This window comes from Candidatus Bathyarchaeota archaeon, from assembly GCA_026014585.1.
GTDB lineage: Archaea > Thermoproteota > Bathyarchaeia > Bathyarchaeales > Bathycorpusculaceae > Bathycorpusculum.
Genome location: JAOZIA010000022.1, coordinates 21,920 through 39,461 on the forward strand (window position 1 = coordinate 21,920; position 17,542 = coordinate 39,461).

Annotated in this window: 18 protein-coding genes and 2 tRNA genes; 8 read left to right on the forward strand and 12 right to left on the reverse strand. The window is 41.0% G+C overall.

What is annotated here, in order from left to right:
• Positions 1 to 23: 23 nt before the first annotated feature.
• On the reverse strand, positions 24 to 536 hold the full coding sequence (locus NWF01_06830; protein ID MCW4024733.1) for a hypothetical protein: 513 nt from the start codon (positions 534 to 536) through the stop codon (positions 24 to 26).
• A gap of 198 nt (positions 537 to 734) precedes the next feature.
• Here NWF01_06830 and NWF01_06835 point away from each other — a divergent pair, with 198 nt between their 5' ends.
• The gene (locus NWF01_06835) at positions 735 to 2,984 is read left to right on the forward strand and encodes an ArsR family transcriptional regulator (GenBank protein ID MCW4024734.1); all 2,250 of its coding nucleotides are present in this window, start codon (positions 735 to 737) and stop codon (positions 2,982 to 2,984) included.
• A 1-nt stretch (position 2,985) separates the two neighbouring features.
• Here the strand turns inward: NWF01_06835 and pyrB are convergent, their stop codons facing one another.
• Complete coding sequence (gene pyrB, locus NWF01_06840; GenBank protein ID MCW4024735.1) at positions 2,986 to 3,903, reverse strand: aspartate carbamoyltransferase; 918 nt, start codon at positions 3,901 to 3,903, stop codon at positions 2,986 to 2,988.
• Between the two features lie 178 nt (positions 3,904 to 4,081).
• Between pyrB and NWF01_06845 the strand changes: the two genes are divergently transcribed.
• On the forward strand, positions 4,082 to 4,261 hold the full coding sequence (locus NWF01_06845) for a hypothetical protein (GenBank protein MCW4024736.1): 180 nt from the start codon (positions 4,082 to 4,084) through the stop codon (positions 4,259 to 4,261).
• On the opposite strand, the gene NWF01_06850 is transcribed toward NWF01_06845, so the two are convergent.
• Both NWF01_06850 and NWF01_06855 read right to left on the reverse strand, forming a co-directional pair.
• Positions 4,258 to 5,199 carry a malate dehydrogenase gene (locus NWF01_06850; protein MCW4024737.1) on the reverse strand — a complete coding sequence of 314 codons (942 nt, stop codon included), beginning with the start codon at positions 5,197 to 5,199 and terminating at the stop codon, positions 4,258 to 4,260. The genes NWF01_06845 and NWF01_06850 overlap by 4 nt on opposite strands.
• 165 nt (positions 5,200 to 5,364) lie before the next feature.
• Entirely contained in the window at positions 5,365 to 5,787 is a 423-nt protein-coding gene (locus NWF01_06855; protein ID MCW4024738.1) for a ribonuclease HI family protein, read from the reverse strand.
• Between the two features lie 151 nt (positions 5,788 to 5,938).
• Between NWF01_06855 and NWF01_06860 the strand changes: the two genes are divergently transcribed.
• The gene (locus NWF01_06860; protein MCW4024739.1) at positions 5,939 to 6,265 is read left to right on the forward strand and encodes a winged helix-turn-helix domain-containing protein; all 327 of its coding nucleotides are present in this window, start codon (positions 5,939 to 5,941) and stop codon (positions 6,263 to 6,265) included.
• Positions 6,266 to 6,287: 22 nt separating this feature from the next.
• On the opposite strand, the gene NWF01_06865 is transcribed toward NWF01_06860, so the two are convergent.
• The 3 genes from NWF01_06865 to NWF01_06875 all read right to left on the reverse strand — a co-directional run bounded on the left by NWF01_06865 (position 6,288) and on the right by NWF01_06875 (position 7,978).
• A tRNA-His gene (locus tag NWF01_06865) sits at positions 6,288 to 6,360 on the reverse strand.
• Between the two features lie 258 nt (positions 6,361 to 6,618).
• Positions 6,619 to 7,044, reverse strand: a complete 426-nt coding sequence (locus NWF01_06870; GenBank protein MCW4024740.1) for a pyridoxamine 5'-phosphate oxidase family protein — start codon at positions 7,042 to 7,044, stop codon at positions 6,619 to 6,621.
• An 88-nt stretch (positions 7,045 to 7,132) separates the two neighbouring features.
• Positions 7,133 to 7,978 (reverse strand): hypothetical protein, encoded by an 846-nt coding sequence (locus tag NWF01_06875; protein ID MCW4024741.1) that lies wholly within the window; start codon positions 7,976 to 7,978, stop codon positions 7,133 to 7,135.
• 240 nt (positions 7,979 to 8,218) lie between these two features.
• Here NWF01_06875 and NWF01_06880 point away from each other — a divergent pair, with 240 nt between their 5' ends.
• Positions 8,219 to 8,695 carry a hypothetical protein gene (locus NWF01_06880; GenBank protein MCW4024742.1) on the forward strand — a complete coding sequence of 159 codons (477 nt, stop codon included), beginning with the start codon at positions 8,219 to 8,221 and terminating at the stop codon, positions 8,693 to 8,695.
• 29 nt (positions 8,696 to 8,724) lie between these two features.
• On the opposite strand, the gene NWF01_06885 is transcribed toward NWF01_06880, so the two are convergent.
• Positions 8,725 to 9,102, reverse strand: coding sequence for a DUF1801 domain-containing protein (locus NWF01_06885; GenBank protein ID MCW4024743.1), 378 nt, complete (start codon positions 9,100 to 9,102; stop codon positions 8,725 to 8,727).
• A gap of 227 nt (positions 9,103 to 9,329) precedes the next feature.
• On the opposite strand from NWF01_06885, the gene NWF01_06890 reads away from it, so the two are divergent.
• Both NWF01_06890 and NWF01_06895 read left to right on the forward strand, forming a co-directional pair.
• Positions 9,330 to 9,416, forward strand: a tRNA-Ser gene (locus NWF01_06890).
• A 560-nt stretch (positions 9,417 to 9,976) separates the two neighbouring features.
• Positions 9,977 to 11,083, forward strand: coding sequence for a response regulator (locus tag NWF01_06895; protein MCW4024744.1), 1,107 nt, complete (start codon positions 9,977 to 9,979; stop codon positions 11,081 to 11,083).
• Positions 11,084 to 11,107: 24 nt separating this feature from the next.
• On the opposite strand, the gene NWF01_06900 is transcribed toward NWF01_06895, so the two are convergent.
• Positions 11,108 to 12,343 carry a cell wall biosynthesis glycosyltransferase gene (locus NWF01_06900; GenBank protein MCW4024745.1) on the reverse strand — a complete coding sequence of 412 codons (1,236 nt, stop codon included), beginning with the start codon at positions 12,341 to 12,343 and terminating at the stop codon, positions 11,108 to 11,110.
• A 164-nt stretch (positions 12,344 to 12,507) separates the two neighbouring features.
• On the opposite strand from NWF01_06900, the gene NWF01_06905 reads away from it, so the two are divergent.
• Both NWF01_06905 and NWF01_06910 read left to right on the forward strand, forming a co-directional pair.
• Positions 12,508 to 14,925 (forward strand): plasma-membrane proton-efflux P-type ATPase, encoded by a 2,418-nt coding sequence (locus tag NWF01_06905; protein ID MCW4024746.1) that lies wholly within the window; start codon positions 12,508 to 12,510, stop codon positions 14,923 to 14,925.
• Positions 14,926 to 15,016: 91 nt separating this feature from the next.
• The gene (locus tag NWF01_06910; protein MCW4024747.1) at positions 15,017 to 15,676 is read left to right on the forward strand and encodes a GDSL-type esterase/lipase family protein; all 660 of its coding nucleotides are present in this window, start codon (positions 15,017 to 15,019) and stop codon (positions 15,674 to 15,676) included.
• 42 nt (positions 15,677 to 15,718) lie between these two features.
• Here the strand turns inward: NWF01_06910 and NWF01_06915 are convergent, their stop codons facing one another.
• From NWF01_06915 to queD, 3 genes are read right to left on the reverse strand one after another with little or no spacing between them, the layout of a single operon-like run.
• Positions 15,719 to 16,366 carry a 7-carboxy-7-deazaguanine synthase QueE gene (locus tag NWF01_06915; GenBank protein ID MCW4024748.1) on the reverse strand — a complete coding sequence of 216 codons (648 nt, stop codon included), beginning with the start codon at positions 16,364 to 16,366 and terminating at the stop codon, positions 15,719 to 15,721.
• Complete coding sequence (gene queC / locus NWF01_06920) at positions 16,363 to 17,133, reverse strand: 7-cyano-7-deazaguanine synthase QueC (GenBank protein MCW4024749.1); 771 nt, start codon at positions 17,131 to 17,133, stop codon at positions 16,363 to 16,365. Before queC ends, NWF01_06915 begins: the two co-directional genes overlap by 4 nt.
• Entirely contained in the window at positions 17,126 to 17,479 is a 354-nt protein-coding gene (gene queD / locus NWF01_06925; protein MCW4024750.1) for a 6-carboxytetrahydropterin synthase QueD, read from the reverse strand. Before queD ends, queC begins: the two co-directional genes overlap by 8 nt.
• Positions 17,480 to 17,542: the final 63 nt, after the last annotated feature.

Genomic DNA, 17,542 nt, shown 5'->3' on the forward strand with positions numbered 1-17,542 from the left:
TTAAGGGGTTAAATCTAAAAAAGCTAATGCTTTGGTTGCGTGCTTAGTGTGATGTATGGGTAAGGGTAGACTATTTTCAGGTTTGTGTAAAGGATTCTTTTGTTTTTGCGTTCCCACATCCAAAAATTAAACATGTAAGCGGATAAACCTGCCAATACGAATGCGGGATAAAAAAAGAAAAGCAACATGTAACTTATCTGTGTACTAAGCAGGGTATATGACATGTTAACAAAAATAAAGGACCCAGTTGGAATCCAGATTAAAAACAATACAACCAAGCCTATAATGATTCCAATGTACCAAAAAAATATTTTATCCCTTGATAAGCCCTTTTTCTCAATTTCTTTAAGTGTTGTATTAGATAGCAGTATTGATGAAGCGACACCGAGAATTAAACCTAAACCTACAGCAAGTCCCATTTGCCACATTAAATTATGAGTGTAAATTTTTTCAAAAAAAGTTAATATGCTACCCATGAAAACCATAGAGAAAAGTGCGATTGATGATTTGTTTCTGTTAACGACTTGGTGGCTCATTTTTTTTCTTTTCTTAATTTTGACTGTTTATTGTATATTAGTTTTGTCACATTCCGTTCAGCTTGGGGTTTGAGTCTGTAGGCGGATAATATGTTAACTTTTTCGGTATCATTGTGTTTCTGCAACACATATTTTGTTACCTCATTCACGGATTCGTTAAACTTAAAATGTTTCTTTAATAATAGGGTACTGCACTAGTTGGAAAGACAAGGAAGCATTAAGGGAATGGGCAATACACCACAGCCTAGCCGTTCAAGAGGCGTCAAAGTTCTAAAAGCCATATCCTCACCTCTTAGGCTGCAAATTCTCAACTTGCTCTTTGACAAAAGTGCCCTCTCCTACACGGAACTCATGAGCAACCTTAAAATGAACCCCAGTCGAGACGCGGGACGCTTTGCATATCACCTCAAATTCATGCTAAAAGCGGGGCTGGTTGAGGCAGATGTTGAAGCCAAAAAATATTACCTAACCGACCTTGGCAAGATGGTTCTTGATGTGGCTGACCGTGTGGAGAAGAAAGCCGTTAAACCCAAAGGTATGCTAGTGCGCACCTCGCACCTCACGCTTGAAGAGTTTGACGCAAACAAAATCGCCAACTCCTTAATCAAAGAAGCCAAAGTCCCAGCTGAACTCGCGCAGAAAGCTGCCAAAGAAGCCGAAAAACGTCTCTTAAAATCCAAAACCAAGTACCTCACTGCCTCGCTTATCCGTGAAGTCGTAAACGGCATCCTAATTGAGAAGGGCTTTGAAGATTACCGCCATAAACTCACACGCGTTGGCATGCCCATTCATGAAGTCACCGCGGCGATGGACGCAAAAGACGCAAACCAAAGCTCATGCACTATCCTCAGACAGGCAGGACAAACTGTGCTTGGCGAGTACACTCTGCTTAACGTTTTCCCACGTGACATAGCCGACGCTCACGTGTCAGGCGCAATTCACATTGACAATTTGGGAACCTGGCTGCTAAAACCCAACGATGTCGTGCATGATATGCGGTTCTTTTTCCAAAACGGTTTAACCCTTGAGAATCAGCAATTGCTTTCGTTGCCTCCTCCTGAGGATTTTGAGGCTGCTTTGAATCTTGTGTTTAATGTTCTTTTGCACAGCAGCCGAGAAGTTAACAGCATGCAAATCTACAATTACTTCAACGTATCCCTTGCACCCTACGCAAAAGGCGTGGACCCCGCCGTAATAAAAGAGAAACTGCGGTTATTTGTTTTAACTGTAAACCAGCATGCGCAGGTCACGCTTGGGTTGGAGCTTTTAATGCCTAAGTACGTCATGGAAACGCCATTTATTGGTTCAGACGGAAAACCCTGCGGTAAATACGGTGATTTTCAAGAGGAGAGCCAGCTTATTGCTGATTTGGCCTTGCAGGTTTACAATGAAGAAAGCGCCGTTAAGCCCCTCTTTAACCCCAGCTTGGTGGTAAAAATAACCAAAGAAACGCTCAACCAAGACGCGGCTAAGGCTCTTATTGAGAAAGCGCATTTACTGGCAGAAAAATACAGCAGCCCCTTCTTTGCGCTCATGCTTAAAAAAGACTTCGAGTATAATGTGTACTCAGCCTTAGGCACCAAGCTTACCAACGATTTAACGGGTGATTGGGAAACCGATACGATGCGCACTGGCTGCTTAGGCTGTGTCACAATTAACTTGCCGCGTATCGCCCAAGAAAGTGGAAAGGACAAAAACAAGTTTTTTGACCTGTTACGGGAAAGATGCGAGCTTGCCGCCCGCGCCTTATTCATTAAGTCCAATATTCTTAGACAGTACGGCAAAAACAGTCTGCCTTTTTTGCTTAAAAGCGCTAATGGTGACACTTACTTTAGAATAGAGAATTGCTCACGAATCATAAACTTTGCAGGGCTTCCTGAAGCAGTGGAAACCTTCACCGAAAAAGACATCCATATGCCAGAAAGCCAAAAATTCACTGAAGAACTGGTTCAAACAATCACCACGTTTAAACATAAACTGGGTAGAAAACATGGTAAACGCCTCTACCCCGCTATCCTATTTAACCATGAAGCTTCTGAGCGTCTGGCACAACTTGACATTGAAAAGTATGGCGTTGCTAAAGTCAAGTTTTCGGGAACCCGTGATAAACCCTTTTACTCGACGACAAGGCGTCTGCAGGCTAACTTGGCGGGGTCAAAACTTGAGCTTATACCTGAACAGTTAGAAACCGAACAGAAGATTTGTGGCTTAAACGTTGGCAGTGGATTGAGTATTGTTGAAATTGGTGAACCACAGCTTTCTGCTCAAACACTGATGGATTTAACTGTGCACCTAATCGAAAAACAGCCACTGGAATACTTTACCTACAACCACGTCACCAGCTACTGCAGTAACTGCAAAAAAACCCTGCTGGGTACACCGCATAAATGCCAAACCTGCGGCTCCATCAGCACGCTTAACATTTTTGACCGTTTCAACGCAACCTAACTTATTGCACTGTACCAAGCACCAGTGAAAGCAATGCCATACGAACCATCAAGCCGTTACGTACCTGTTGGAAATATTTAGCTTGGGGCGTGGCGTCAACTTCAGGGGCGATTTCGTCCACTCGGGGCAACGGATGCAAAATTATCATGTCTTTTTTGGCGTCTTTTAGACTTTTAGCATCTATTTTGTATGCGCCTTTTACTTTCGCGTATTCAGTAGCGTCCGGGAATCTTTCCCGCTGAATTCTTGTCACATACAGCACATCAATCTTGGGAATTACCTCCTCAAGACTTGTAGCTTCTGTAACAGGAATCTTGCCAATAGTTCGCAGTACATCGCTTCTCATTTTCAAGCTCTGCGGCGACACCAAAAACAATTCAATATCATACATTGCAAGCGCATACGCAAGCGAATGCACCGTGCGTCCATACCGCAAATCACCCAACAACGCAACCTTCAACCCATCAAGACTGCCCTTCTCTTTACGCATAGTATACAGGTCAATAAGTGCCTGCGTGGGGTGTTCCTCTGCACCTGTTCCAGCATTAATTATTGGAGCCTTGGAAAATTCTGAAGCCAACCTTGCCGACCCCTCCAGCGGATGCCTAAGCGCGATTGCATCCGCGTAGTTTTCCACGGTTCGCACCGTGTCAGCGAGGTTTTCGCCTTTTTTAATGGATGCTATGTCGGTGTCTGCGAATCCAATGGTCGAACCGCCCAGTTTAAGCATGGCTGCTTCGAAGCTTAGACGTGTTCTTGTGCTGGGTTCAAAGAAGAGTGTGGCGAGGATTTTGCCTTTTAGCATGTCGCTGCCTGATTCTGCTTTGGTTTCCATTGTTTGGGCGATGTTTAGAATGTAATTAATTTCTTCTTTTGAGAAGTCTGCGATTGAGATTATGTCTCTGCCTTTGAACTCCAAACTTGGGCACCAGAAACAAGATGGCGTTATCTGCTAAATAACATTTCGTATCGGTGGGGTTGCATTTTTTTCTATTGGCAGGGCTTATATGCTTATGTTGTAGCACAACGTCTGTAACACATTTTTTAATATCAGTTAAGGCATAAAAAAACCAAAACCAAAGTTAAAGGTGTTTTGAATGGGTACAATTTTAGATGAGTTAAGTCAAGAAAGAAAACAACAAATAGTCAAAGATTATATCCCACGTGTTTTTGAAGTTCAAGCCCCCTGTCAATGGTTAGAACACTGCTACAACGGAAAATGCCCCGCGTTCGTACGCAAAAACGGCAACTACTACTGCGCTAAAAAAAGACCCTAAACAACAACGGCTCTTTCAATCTTAGATGCCATCTGCAGTAAAGCCAATGACTCCCTTATTTTACTAACTGAATTCTCAAAACATGCTTTTGCATCCTCAGACAGCTTAAGCTCCAAAATTTTCTCAATCCCTCCGCTACCCACAATCACAGGTACACCAATAGACAAGCCACTCTGTCCATACTCGCCCTCAAGAACCGTGGACACACTCATAACTCGGTTTCTGCCAGTTAAAATAGCATCGGCCATAATCGCAATCACTGCTGCAGGCGCAAAGGTTGTGGCGCCCTTAAGAGAAATTACCTCTGCACCCGAAGAAATTGTGGCTTCAACAACACGGGTAATCTGTGCTTCTGTTAAGAAATGACTTATGGGAATCCCTGAAATCGATGCATAATCAATCAGCGGCACCATTGAGTCTCCATGCTCCCCAATAACCAGCGCTCGTGTGTCCTCCCTTGAAACCCCACATTCTGCCGCCAAATACGTTCGAAATCGGTGTGTGTCCAAAATATTGCCCATGCCAAATACGCGTGTTCGAGGGAACCCTGATTCTTTGTAGGCGATGTAAGTCATGATGTCTACGGGGTTAGTGACCACCATCAGTTTGCAGTCTGGTGCGTATCTGACAATCTCTTTGGTGACGCTTTTGATAATTTTAGCATTACCAATGAGCAAATCCGAACGGCTCATTCCAGGTGTTCTGCCTTTGCCCGCTGTTATAATCACAAGTTCGGAACCTTCGATGTCTTTGAAGTTACCTGTTCCCTTGACTTCACCGTCAAACTCAATCGCAGGAGCAGCCTGCATCATATCCAACGCTTCACCTTTAGCCAAACTCTCATTAACATCAACAAAAACAACATCGCTGATTTTATAACGGAGAATTTCAAAGGCTGCACCACTGCCCACTTTACCTGCACCGACAATAGAAATCATAAGGAAACTAGATGCATGTCGAGATAAATACCTTAACTGAATCGCTTAACCCAAAAACATGTCTATTTGGTTCCTATTAGAAATTCATTGCAGAAACTATAGAGGGGTCTACAAAGCCTAAGAGGGGCGGTCCCTAATGGTTAAATTCCAATCCAAACAGCATTATTAGAAACTGCGCAGTTTACTTTGCTGCTCATCCAAAGTCTTGTTCACCAAAGCATCGGCTCTGGAAATCCAAACGTTTTCCCTAGGAACACTTACAATGTAAAACTGCTTAAACTGTAAAAGCAACTCACGTGCCTTCTGCCAATACACCTGCAACACAGCATTTTTCACACGATACTGCCCATTTAATTGTCTTACGACAAGTTCACTGTCTAAATGACAGGTTATGGCTTCTGGGTTGAGTGTTAATGCGTATTGTAACGCAGAGATTAAGGCTTCGTACTCGGCTTGATTATTGGTTTTAACACCTAAGAATCGGGAATCAGATTTTATCACTTGCCCCTCCACTAAAACTACGTAGGCTGCCGCTGCTAGACCAGGGTTTCCTCTTGCGCCACCATCTGAGTAAATATTTAGTTGCATAGATAAACTTCTCTTGGTTTAGTAATTTAGCTTTTTTTCTCTAATTAAAGTTTTAAGTTATGGCTTATTCTCTTGTTACTGCTCAGGTACAACCACATTTCTTTAAGAGCATCAACACGCCTAAACAAACACAGGATTGGAGAATCGTTTTTTGCCCAACGGATTTTTAGATAATAAACTAAATTCTGCGCATACACCTCTTATTCTTTTTAAACAAAAAGAGGTCAATAGCAAAGCCTCCCGAAGAGGAAAACTCGATATCGTAGCAGAAATACTGCAGTTTTGTAGTGAACAAAAAACCAAAACAAGCGTTATGTACAATACAAACCTAAACTATGCCCAACTCAAAAAGCAACTGGACATACTGGTAACTCAAGGACTGCTTATCAAAAACTCTAACAAGTTCTGCACAACCCAGAAAGGGCAACGCTTCATAATCCTTTTTAATGAACTCAATGCCCTAATTGAACAAGAATAACTTTTTTCAAAATTATTTGGAGGGCCGGGGCAGGGATTTGAACCCTGGCAAAAGGCTCCACAGGCCTCTAGGCTACCAAGCTACCTCACCCCGGCCATAATTGATGTGGGATTATCCGACCTCGACCATTTTTTAGGTGGGCTCGATAGAAACATGTAGAACTCCTTATTTTTGTTTACGGAAATAATCCCTCTTTTTTAGTCAGAAAAGTTTTACAAAATAATTTCAAATCTAAAAATTAGAGACTGAACATAGGTTAACAATGAACAGAGGTGCATAACTGCTAAGAACCTGAACCTGAAAATGGGTGCTTGCACAGTTTTGTTTAAAAAATTAGGGTTATGGTTTAAGGGTTATTTCCATTTGCCCTCTTGCCATCGTTCATAGCTTGTAGTTGTTATTTTGATTATGGGAACTTCGCCTTCTTTCCAACTGCCTGATTCAGTTTGGTATGCAGGATATTTTTCTTTGAGAAGAGAATGGGCGTACTGGTACTCTTTTCCGCTCCAGATGATTTCTGCTTCTCCTTGAACGCAAATTCCTTTAGCTGTTGACCAGTTGTCCCTATCATAATCATCAATTACCAGCGAAACTTGAGGATTGACTTCAAGTTGTTCAAGTGTTGGTGAATCTGGTTCAAAGGCGATGTAAAAGTAAATGCCATCAAAAACTGGCCATACCGGTCTAACGATTGGTTCACAATCTTCTGTTGCAGTTGCAAGTCGACCTACTGGCAGTTTTTGTATAAACGCAGCATCGGATTTTGACAGTTTTTTCATCATATATGTCCCTACTATGTGCCTAAAGTTTTGTTTCTTTAAAATTCTTTCTATCCGCTCACCTTAAAAAAACTAGCGCTTTCAGCGTCTATTTTGCTTGACACTGTGGGCAATAAAATATTTGTCCGCCACCCAACGCCAACTTTTGAACGTCCGTTCCACAAGCTAAACAGTTTTTTTCCTTCATATTAGGGCCCATCGCGGGGACGTAACTGCCCTGTTTTCCGTAGAAATCATCAAACTGGTTCTTTCCACCCATCCTTAACCGCTCCTCAATAACAAGTTTTACCGCAAAAAATAATGCTTGAACTTTTGGCGGTTCTAACTCTGAGGCTTTTGTTTTGGGGTTAATCTGCGCCCTATAAATTATGTCTTGAAATAGGCTGTTTCCTAACCCCACTACTACCGCGTCTTTGCCGACTAAAGCTGCTTTTATATTGACTTTTTTGTTGGATAACTGTTTTGAAAAATTTTCAGGTGTGAACTCCTTGTCCTCCAGAGGAGAGAGGGTTGATGAAAAATCCCTTTTGTACATGTAATTTTCCTTTAGTTCATCGTTGGTTAAGGCTTTGATGGTGCCCATTCCTGTCAACGTAACCGTGAATGATGAGCTATCTGTGAAAGTGATTTTTAGATGGAACTTGGCTGGCAGATTGTTTTTGTTTGGTTGGTAGAGGATTTTTCCGCCATATTCAGGTGCCAAAAGCAGGTTTAACTCTTGGTCAAATTTTACGTGTATAGTGTTGCCTCTTGATTTGACAGATTGAATTTTGCATCCGATAAGTCTTTCAAAGTCGGATTGGTACATATTTATGAAGCCTAAATTTTGGAATTTTTCGTAATTTTTAAGTGTGTATTCTGAAACTTTTTTTCCTACGAGCTCTTGGTTCATTTGTTTGGCCAGAATGTGTGCTTCAGGTAACTCAACGCTCAAGGTGATTTTCACGGTTCCCTGTCTTATTTTTGGCTTTTTAAGCTTTTATTGGTATCGTTGTTTTAGCTTTTAGGGGTTTTTATTAATGCTGGTTATGAGTTAAATGTTAATGAACTAGGTCATAACTCGTTAATTTTCTTGTTTTTTAACCAATGTGTCTGAAAATATGCAACAACATAATGATAAATTTGTATCAATAGCTAGTTAACTACTAAACATCTACCCAGTCGAGGTGAAAAAATGAATAATAAAAAAATCTCAGTTATTGCCTCCTTACTTTTGTTGACTACGCTATTTGTGATATCCGCAATGCCTACACGTGCTCAGGAATCAGCAGTACTTCCGGTTTCAATAACAATACTTTCTCCAGAAGGTAGCGGAACAACCGACCCTGCTCCTGGAGACTACAATTTCACTGACATTTACACATTGACAGCTACACCAGCTGATGGATGGGAATTTAGTCATTGGATAGTTACTGGTGATCTAGCACAGCAACTTGGAATAACGACAACTGCAATTAGCGTTACTGATAACCCAGTTGTTGGCGACTGTGGCTTTGGATACAGTTATCAATATCAGCCCATTTTCGTTGAAACGTCAAACACTTCTGCAAGCTTACCTGATGTGCCTGTTCTATATGTTGTTATTATTGTAGTAGCCGTTGCAATATTAGCGGGTGCTGGAGCATTCTTGGCAGGCAAAAAAAGTAAATAATCTCTTTTTTTTTTAAAAAAAAAATAATCTCATTTTTTTGTATTCCGAAAGCTACTTTTTGTTTTGTTCTCTTCAAGCCTGAACCTTACAATCTCTTTAACCAAATCCAGCGGAAGCGGTTCATACATGTCAAACTTAATCGTGCCCTTGCTTGTTTTGAACCCTGCAAGCTTGTCCTTGAACGCTTCAATCGCGGATGCTTTAGGATAAAACCCTATGTGCCCTTTAAAAGCGGCAAACCAAACCAGAAGCCCATCCTGCTTGAACGCGGGCATTTGATAGCTGATGGTTTCCTGTGCATCCGGCGCGGCTTCATTGATGGCTTGCCGTAACTGTTGCAGTTTATCTTGAATGTTTTCAGGAAAACTTGCGATGTATTCATCAATAGTTGTGACAGCTTTGTTCATGAAAAGTTCCTTCAAATGGCATAATTATTAGGGACATTTTTTGGATTTTAGGTTTTTGTTTCAGATTACAAAGGTTTGGATAATTAAATAATAGAAAACTACTTGTTAGCGCAAACTGTTTCTGGTTGTTTTGTCCTTGTTTTGGGTGTATTAACAAAAAACATTAGTTCTTTATTCCCAGAAAGGTTTAATTGAAGTACAGTATAATGGATTGGCTGAAATGGCGTGCGGGATTCCCCAAGCCTGGTATGGGGCAGGCCTGCTAAGTCTGTGGTCGCAAGGCCACGGGGGTTCAAATCCCCCATCCCGCGCCATAACTCCCACAACTGCTTGAAATAATCTTGAATTTTTTCATCTTTCTGAGAAAATTTAAATCAAACCCGCGTATAATACGCGCAAGCAGAGGACGGTCGAATGGTAATAGTAATTGATTTTGAAACTTTAGTGATTTTTATATCTTTATTGATAATGGCTGGCATTGCTTTCTGGTGGATTCGTGAGGACAAGATAAAGAAGAGCCAGTAGCTTTTCACTATTTCTCTCAGCGTAAGCTACTGAGCCAGACGCCTTTTAAACAACATATAGGACCCTGCCAGTGACCCATATGCAAGAAAGCGAAAAGACACGTTTTCTTTACAAGCAAAAGAAAACCCATCAGTAACTGTTTCAGTGTGGCGATAGATGACCCCGGCATGGGTTCAAATCCCACAGCCCGTACCACTCTATTTCCAATCATTTTTTTGTTGTTTTGGTTTTTTGTTTTCTGGGTGTTTGTTGACATGTATTTGATGTTTATTGTGAGACCATAATGCATATTAAGTAAAGACCAAAATAATTCGATAAACGATTAAGCCTTTGGAAGGTTGTCTTACAAATGAGTAGTTGTGATAAAAAAAGCTTGACAGATGAAAACAAGTCGCTCATAGTTCTACACATCGATGACGATCCCACGATTTTGGCTATATCAAAAATGATTCTTGAATCAGACAACAGATTCCAAGTCGAAACCGCCACCAGCGTCCAAGAAGCATTCAAAAAACTCGCCCAACAACCCTTCCAAGCAATAATTTCCGATTACGAAATGCCCAAAAAAGACGGGCTCCAATTTCTCGAAGAATTACGCAAACAAAAAAACGAAATCGCATTTGTCATGTTCACAGGTAGAGGACGCGAAGAAGTTGCAGTTAAAGCCTTAAACTTGGGTGCAGACCGTTACATCAACAAAAACGGTGACCCCGAAACCGTCTATTGCGAACTAAGTTACGCCTTAACTAAAATTATTGAGCGCAAAAAAGCTCGCAAAATGCTCCTTGATGATGCCAACAAAATTTACAGTTTAAACGAGAAGCTGCGAGTTGTCGGCGGATTAACTAGGCATGACGTCAGAAATAAGCTAGTGGCTTTGAATGCGCATGTTTTCATGTTAAAAAAGAGGGTGAACGATAACTCTGATGCAGCAAAACACATCAGTGGTATAGAGCTTGCTGTGAAACAAATCGTGGAGTTGCTAGAGTTTTCGCGGCTTTATGAAAAGTTGGGTGCTGAAGAACTAAAATTCGTTGAGGTTGAAAAATGCATAAATGAAGCAAGCAGACTCACAGACCTCAAAGACATCAAACTTGTCAATCAATGCCAAGGGCTCACTGTTATGGCCGATTCTTTGTTGCGGCAGCTTTTCTTTAACCTAATTGACAACACCATAAAGCATGGCAAAACCAGCAATCAAATACAACTACGCATAGAACTTGATGAACCCACTTTAGAGCTGATTTATGAGGATAACGGCGTGGGAATATCTGATGAAATGACGAAAGACTTATTTGCAGAAAAAAGCCAAAGCCACGGGCTTTATCTGGCGCGGCGTATTTGTGAAGCTTACGGTTGGACGATTTCTGAAACAGGAAAACAAGGTCAAGGCGCCCAATTCACCATAAACATTCCTAAGGCATTGGTAAAAAATTGTGTTTGCCAGAAGTCTTGACTTTATCGCTATGTTATAGTGCCATTAATAGTGCTCTAGCAGGTAATGTTTTTGTTCTCGGAACACCTTTGCTTCCCGCTGCACTCTTTGCTCGGCTTGTTCTCGGGATTCCGTTCCTGTTTCTTTCAAAAACGCTGCAACTCTGCCAATCCAAAGAATCCGCAATGCATCAATCAGTTTAGCTTTGTCAACGATAGGGTTATGGTACTGCCCAATGAAGGAGTAGACTGTTTTTGCCCAAACGTCAGGCGGAAAGACCAAGTTGTCAATTTCCCCTTTTCTTATCTTTTCAAAAATATTCAGTAAATCTTGACTGAGACATTTTTGATAGATTGGCACGTAAGCGTCATAGTTGCTTTTGAAGGTTTCAAGAGTTGCTGGCAAAGAAACCTGAATTTGTTCAGGCGTAAACATGTCTTTTGCTGTTTCCCCGACCATTTCTGTTGAGGAAAAGCCCTTGATACTTTTCCAAACTGATTCATACTGCTCTATGCAGGTGAACATGGTGTTAATGACTTGTCTAAACATTGGGGCAAGCTGGCTGGATGGGTCTTTAGCATCATGCATTTTAACGCCTAAATAAGCCTGCTTAATTTCGTATCCCTTTGACAGTGCCGTTAATGTTTCAAAAATATCAATGCCAAAGCAATTTACATCAGGCAACTCCCACATAGGTGAATCTAAGATGTCTTCTACAAGCTTGATTGAAAAACCAAAGTCTCCTCCTATGGGTTGTCTGATGTCTTTGCCAAAAAGGCTCGCTGTTATTGGATAGCATAAAAAGTTGGTTATGGTGCCGTCATATTTGCGGCGGTTGTAATAGGGTGTTACTAATCCTGTTCCCGTCATTGTTGGAGAAATCAACAGTTTCATCCATTCAGGCGTTATGCTACGTAGGTCTGAATCAACTAATGCCACACTTTTTACTTTAAGAGTGCTGGCTGCTTCAAAAATTGCCCGGACAGCTCTCCCTTTTCCAGATGTTCCAATGTATATTGCAGGTATCAGTTTTACTTCAGATGGCAAGTTTACTTTTTTAACTGAAGTTAATGTTTCGTCTTTTGAGTTGCCGTCTGAAACAAAAATTGCTGACCTAAAATTAGGGAAATAAGTTTCCAATCCTTTTGTTACCTGTGAAATAACATAACTTGCTGTCAGCACGTTGTTAAATGAGGGGATTCCAACCAAAATGTCTGCTTTTTCTATATCGTGCAAAAAAATGCGTGCATCTAATGATAATGCAGAATCTTCTCGGTTCATAAGCATCAATGTAACTAATGCTCCTTGTTTAAAAAATTATTCGCTAAACTGATGTGAAAAAAACTGATTAATACTTTGCAGAATCTATTTATTCAATAACTTGATTGAATATGTATAGTTTTTGGATATAAATTATCGCTAAGTAAATTCGAGGTTCTGCAAGAGTGACATCAGAACAACCTAACATTTCAGAACCGCAAACGTTTCCTGATTATGCTAAAACTGGATTATCATCACGAGAAGTAGCTGAAAGAATAAACAAGTACGGCTCAAACGAGATACCTGAAAAGAAAATCAGTCCTTTCCGCAAGTTTATAGGCTATTTTTGGGGACCAATCCCTTGGATGATAGAGGTTGCAGCAGTACTATCCATAGTTATCCAGCATTACGAAGACTTCGTCATCATACTTACCCTACTGATCATGAATGCCATTGTGGGGTTCTGGCAGGAGAAAAAAGCCGACAACGCCATCGAACTGCTCAAAAAACGACTTGCCCCAAAAGCGCGTGTTCTAAGAGATGGAAAATGGCGGGAAATTCCCTCAAAAGAACTTGTTCCTGGAGATATTGTGCGTGTACGCTTAGGCGATATTGTTCCCGCAGATGTTAAACTAATGAAAGGGGATTACCTGCTCGCTGATGAATCCGCCTTGACGGGTGAATCATTGCCCGTGGAGAAGCATGTTTCTGATGTTGCATATTCAGGTGGCATTGTTAGGCAGGGTGAGATGGATGCAGTTGTTGTTGCAACTGGTCTTAGTAGTTACTTTGGAAAAACAACTAAGCTTGTTGCTGAAGCAAAAAGTACGAGTCATTTTCAAAAAGCAGTTGTGCGAATTGGGAATTACCTGATTATTCTCGCGGCAGTAATGGTTTCCATAGTTTTCGTGGTTGCACTGTTTAGGCACGCGGACATATTGCAGCTTTTGCAGTTTGCACTGGTTTTGGTTGTTGCCTCAATACCTGTTGCTTTACCCGCGGTTTTAACTGTGACTATGGCGATTGGAGCAATCGCACTTACTAAAAAGGAAGCAATCGTGAGCAAACTGGTATCTATTGAGGAAATGGCTGGCGTTGACATACTCTGCTCTGACAAAACAGGCACAATCACTGAAAACAAGCTTACTGTTGCTACAGCGCAGGTTTTTGATTCTTTTGATTTTGATGATGTATTGCTGTATGGTGCGCTTTCATCCCGAGAAGAAGATAAGGACCCTATTGATGATGCAGTTATAGCTAAAGCAAAAACAATTCATGCAGTTGCGGATGTTCTAAGCCAGTATAAAGTTGTTGATTTTAAGCCGTTTGATCCTGTTTCAAAAAGAACCCAAGCAGAGATTACTGGTCCTAAGAACGAGCATTTTCTGGTTTCTAAAGGTGCACCGCAGGTTATTCTTGCCCTTGTTAAAAACAAGGATGAACTAGAAACCAGAGTAAACGAAGCAATCAGCAGGTTTGCACGTAAAGGACATCGAGCTTTAGGCGTAATTAAGCAGGTTAATGGTGAGTGGCAGTTTGTTGGGCTTCTGGCAATTTATGACCCGCCACGAGAGGACTCCGCAGAAACCATAAAAAACGCCCAAAAAATGGGTCTAAACGTTAAAATGGTGACAGGCGACCACATAGCCATCGCTAAGCAGATAGCTCAAGAAGTTAATTTAGGCACAAACATTGTACCCGCTTCCGCTTTTGTCGACAAACAGGATAGTGAAGCAAAAGGCATAATCACTGCTGCGGACGGGTTTGCACAGGTTTTTCCCGAGCACAAGTACCGAATTGTATCTTTGCTTCAAGAAAGAGGGCATATTGTCGGTATGACTGGTGATGGCGTAAATGATGCACCTGCCCTTAGGAAAGCTGACGCAGGTGTCGCAGTTGCGGGTGCTACTGACGCAGCGAAATCTGCAGCTGACGTGGTGTTGACTAAGCCGGGTCTTTCTGTGATTATTGACGCGATAAAGGAAAGCCGCAAAATCTTTGAACGCATGACCAACTACTCGATTTACCGTATAGCGGAAACTTCTCGTGTACTGCTCTTTTTGTCGCTTTCCATTCTTGTTTTTGATTTCTATCCTTTGACTGCTGTCATGATTGTCATTTTAGCGTTACTCAACGATTTACCCATCATGACAATAGCTTATGATAACGTGAGGGTTCAAGAAAAACCTGTGCGCTGGAACATGCGCGGTATCTTAATTGTTGCTTCATTGCTTGGTGCGTCAGGTCTTGTTTCCAGCTTTGGGCTTTTTTTGATAGGTCTTGAAGTTTTCCATTTGTCTATTGAAACTTTACAGACACTGATTTTCCTAAAACTTGCAGTAGCCGGACACTTAACAATCTATTTGGCACGTACAGGCGTGCATCATTTCTGGCAGCGACCTTTGCCATCACGCATTCTTTTTGGAACAACTGAAGTAACCCAGATTATCGGCACGTTGGTTGCTGTGTATGGCGTATTTATGGCTCCTATTGGTTGGGGTCTTGCTGGGTTTATTTGGGGTTACGCTTTGTTGAGCTTTTTGATTTTTGACCAGTTGAAAATTCATTTTTTCAGATTAATGAAGCATGAAGAAGCAAGATAATCCAATTAACCTGATTATTGAATGTTGACCTTGCTTTTTTTTACCCCAATTTTTTAATGTAAGACCTTTTCTCCTATTTTCAAGTTGCTTAATGAAAGAAAAAACCCAAGTCCTGCTGGCTGTAGCAATTGCATTTATACTAATTGTGCCATCCTTTGGTTTGGTTGGTTCTTATTCAAGAAGCCGACTCTATCCCGTTAGGGTTGCATGTGTTGGGGACAGTTTAACCGAGCTAACCCAGTACCCACAGTATCTACAAAAACTTCTTGGAGAAGACTATTGCGTGCTGAATCTGGGTTCTTCAGGTGCTGCTTCTATGGAAAAATCAGGTAAGCCTTACATGCATCTTATGTATGTTGATGAGGCTAAATCTTTCTATCCCAATGTTATAGTTATTTTTCTTGGAACCAATGACGCTCATGAGGGACTGTTGCCTTTTGTTGGCACAGACTTCAAAACTGACTATACAACAATTGTTAGATACTTTGAGGGTCTTGCAAGTAAAACAAAAATTTACCTCGTTTTGCCGCCCCCAATTTTTGATAACATTTATGGTTTAAACGGCACAACCTTAGACCAGCAGATTATCCCCGCCATAACTGAGGTTGCAACTGAAGGCCATTACTCTTTAATAGACCTTCACACTGTCATGAATAATTCATCCTGTCTGCCTGATGGCGTCCACCCAAACATGGATGGTGTCATTTTAATGACCCAAGAAATCTACAAGGCTATAACCAGCGAATCATAATTGTGTTTGCCTTCTTAAAAGCTAACAGTTTCAACCAATTGTTCAAACTCCCCTTTTCTCGCCCCAGATTACCTTGTGCTGCTGTAAAATTAATCTCACCGGTAATCCATCTGCAAGAATCAACCGAGATAGTTTTCTAAAAAACGGCTTATTAGACCATTGAGGTTGTAATATTAAGATAGATTTTCCGTTCAATAGTATTGACTCTATGATTTGGCGAGCATATACATAGTCGTCTTCATCTGATACTACAAATTTGAATTGCGTTTTTTGTCCATAATTGCTTTGTGTTGATTGTAATATTTTCAAATCACTTGCTTCCCCAGAAGATGGACATTTGCAATCCATTGTGATTAAGTCTACTTCGTCAAAGATTGTTTTGTCAAAAATGGTTCCGTTGGTATTAACGCATAGTCTGTATTTTTCATCTTTTAGTTTAGAGAGTAACTGCTTTAATTCAGCTTTTTGAAGTAGCGGTTCCCCTCCTGTAATGGAGACAGTCCTGCAGGGATATTTTGCTATCTCTTCAACTACGTCAGATACAACCATTTCTTTTCCTTGAAGCCACGAGTATTTGGTATCACACCAATGGCATCGTAAATTGCAACCGGTCAATCTGACAAAAACTTGAGGTATTCCTATCTCTATTCCTTCACCTTCAATGGAGTGGAAAATCTCGCAAACGTTCACAGCTTTCCCTCTTTTTGTAGTCGGGCAATGAGAGGGTCGACAACTCCGAGTTCTTTGAAGCCTTGTGCTCTTAGTTTGCAGGAATCGCATTCTTGGCAAGGTATCTCGCCACCAACATAGCAACTCCATGTTTGGTCCAAGGGTGCTTTTAGTTTTAGTCCTAATTCTGCTATTTCTTTCTTTGTCATGTGTATAAGAGGGGTTTCAATTTTCATCTCTATATTGTACTGAATACCGACCTTGCTTGTTATTTTCATTAATTCATTGAGTCTCTGATAGTACTCTGGTCGACAATCAGGGTATCCGGAGTAGTCTAAAGCGTTTGCGGCAATGAAAATTTTGGCTTCAATTGATTGCGGGTCAACTTTCTCTACTTCTACCTTTTGCAATGTCTGAGATTCTAGAAGAGCTGCAGCCATAACTGTGAAAAAAGTGTTTCTTAGAGGAACATAAGTTATTGGGATGCTGGCACTCATCTCGTCAATGGTGCGTTCTTTTGGAACACTGAACATCTCTGGGTGCGTTAAAACTGAGTACCACGCTAAGTCCTTGTAGTTCGATATGTCAATAATCTTATGAGTTAGCACTAGTCTTTTTGATATTTCTTTGGCAGATTTGATTTCTTTACTTAAAACCTGTCCGTAATTAAAAGTGACGGCGATTATACTGTAACCTTGGCTTTTTGCTAACGTAGCAACAGTGGTTGAATCCAATCCTCCACTTAACAACACAACCGCAATTTTTTGTTTTTGCCCTTGTTTACTCATAGTATTCGCACCAACTTCTTGGATTCTCCCAAACTCTGACCGCCTCTAGTTGAACATTGTCCGGCAGTTTCATTTTCTTGAAAATATACTTAGCTAAGTTCTCGGAAGATGGATTTCCGATTTCTGAATTATCGTTAAGGCATGAGTGGTCAAGTTTTTCCGTAATATCTTCCAATTTCTGTTTTAGCACGTTATAATCTATTACGATTCCTATGTCATCAAGTTGGTCGCCACGAACAAATACTTCTACCCTCCAAGTATGACCGTGGAGGTTCGCGCATTTTCCATTGTAACCTATCAGTTTATGTGCCGCATCAAATTCTACTTCAACTCTAAGTCGATACATGTTACACGATTCCTTCCCATTGAACAGACATTATGATCATCTTGGATTATTTTTTTCACTTTT

Coding starts and splice junctions, on each gene's coding strand:
- NWF01_06830 (MCW4024733.1), bottom strand. CDS start 536: ATGAGCCACCAAGTCGTTAACAGAAACAAATCATCAATCGCACTTTTC.
- NWF01_06850 (MCW4024737.1), bottom strand. CDS start 5,199: ATGATTTCTATTGTCGGTGCAGGTAAAGTGGGCAGTGGTGCAGCCTTT.
- NWF01_06855 (MCW4024738.1), bottom strand. CDS start 5,787: ATGCAACTAAATATTTACTCAGATGGTGGCGCAAGAGGAAACCCTGGT.
- NWF01_06870 (MCW4024740.1), bottom strand. CDS start 7,044: ATGAAAAAACTGTCAAAATCCGATGCTGCGTTTATACAAAAACTGCCA.
- NWF01_06895 (MCW4024744.1), top strand. CDS start 9,977: ATGAGTAGTTGTGATAAAAAAAGCTTGACAGATGAAAACAAGTCGCTC.
- NWF01_06900 (MCW4024745.1), bottom strand. CDS start 12,343: ATGAACCGAGAAGATTCTGCATTATCATTAGATGCACGCATTTTTTTG.
- NWF01_06880 (MCW4024742.1), top strand. CDS start 8,219: ATGAATAATAAAAAAATCTCAGTTATTGCCTCCTTACTTTTGTTGACT.
- queD (MCW4024750.1), bottom strand. CDS start 17,479: ATGTATCGACTTAGAGTTGAAGTAGAATTTGATGCGGCACATAAACTG.
- NWF01_06885 (MCW4024743.1), bottom strand. CDS start 9,102: ATGAACAAAGCTGTCACAACTATTGATGAATACATCGCAAGTTTTCCT.
- NWF01_06910 (MCW4024747.1), top strand. CDS start 15,017: ATGAAAGAAAAAACCCAAGTCCTGCTGGCTGTAGCAATTGCATTTATA.
- queC (MCW4024749.1), bottom strand. CDS start 17,133: ATGAGTAAACAAGGGCAAAAACAAAAAATTGCGGTTGTGTTGTTAAGT.
- NWF01_06845 (MCW4024736.1), top strand. CDS start 4,082: ATGGGTACAATTTTAGATGAGTTAAGTCAAGAAAGAAAACAACAAATA.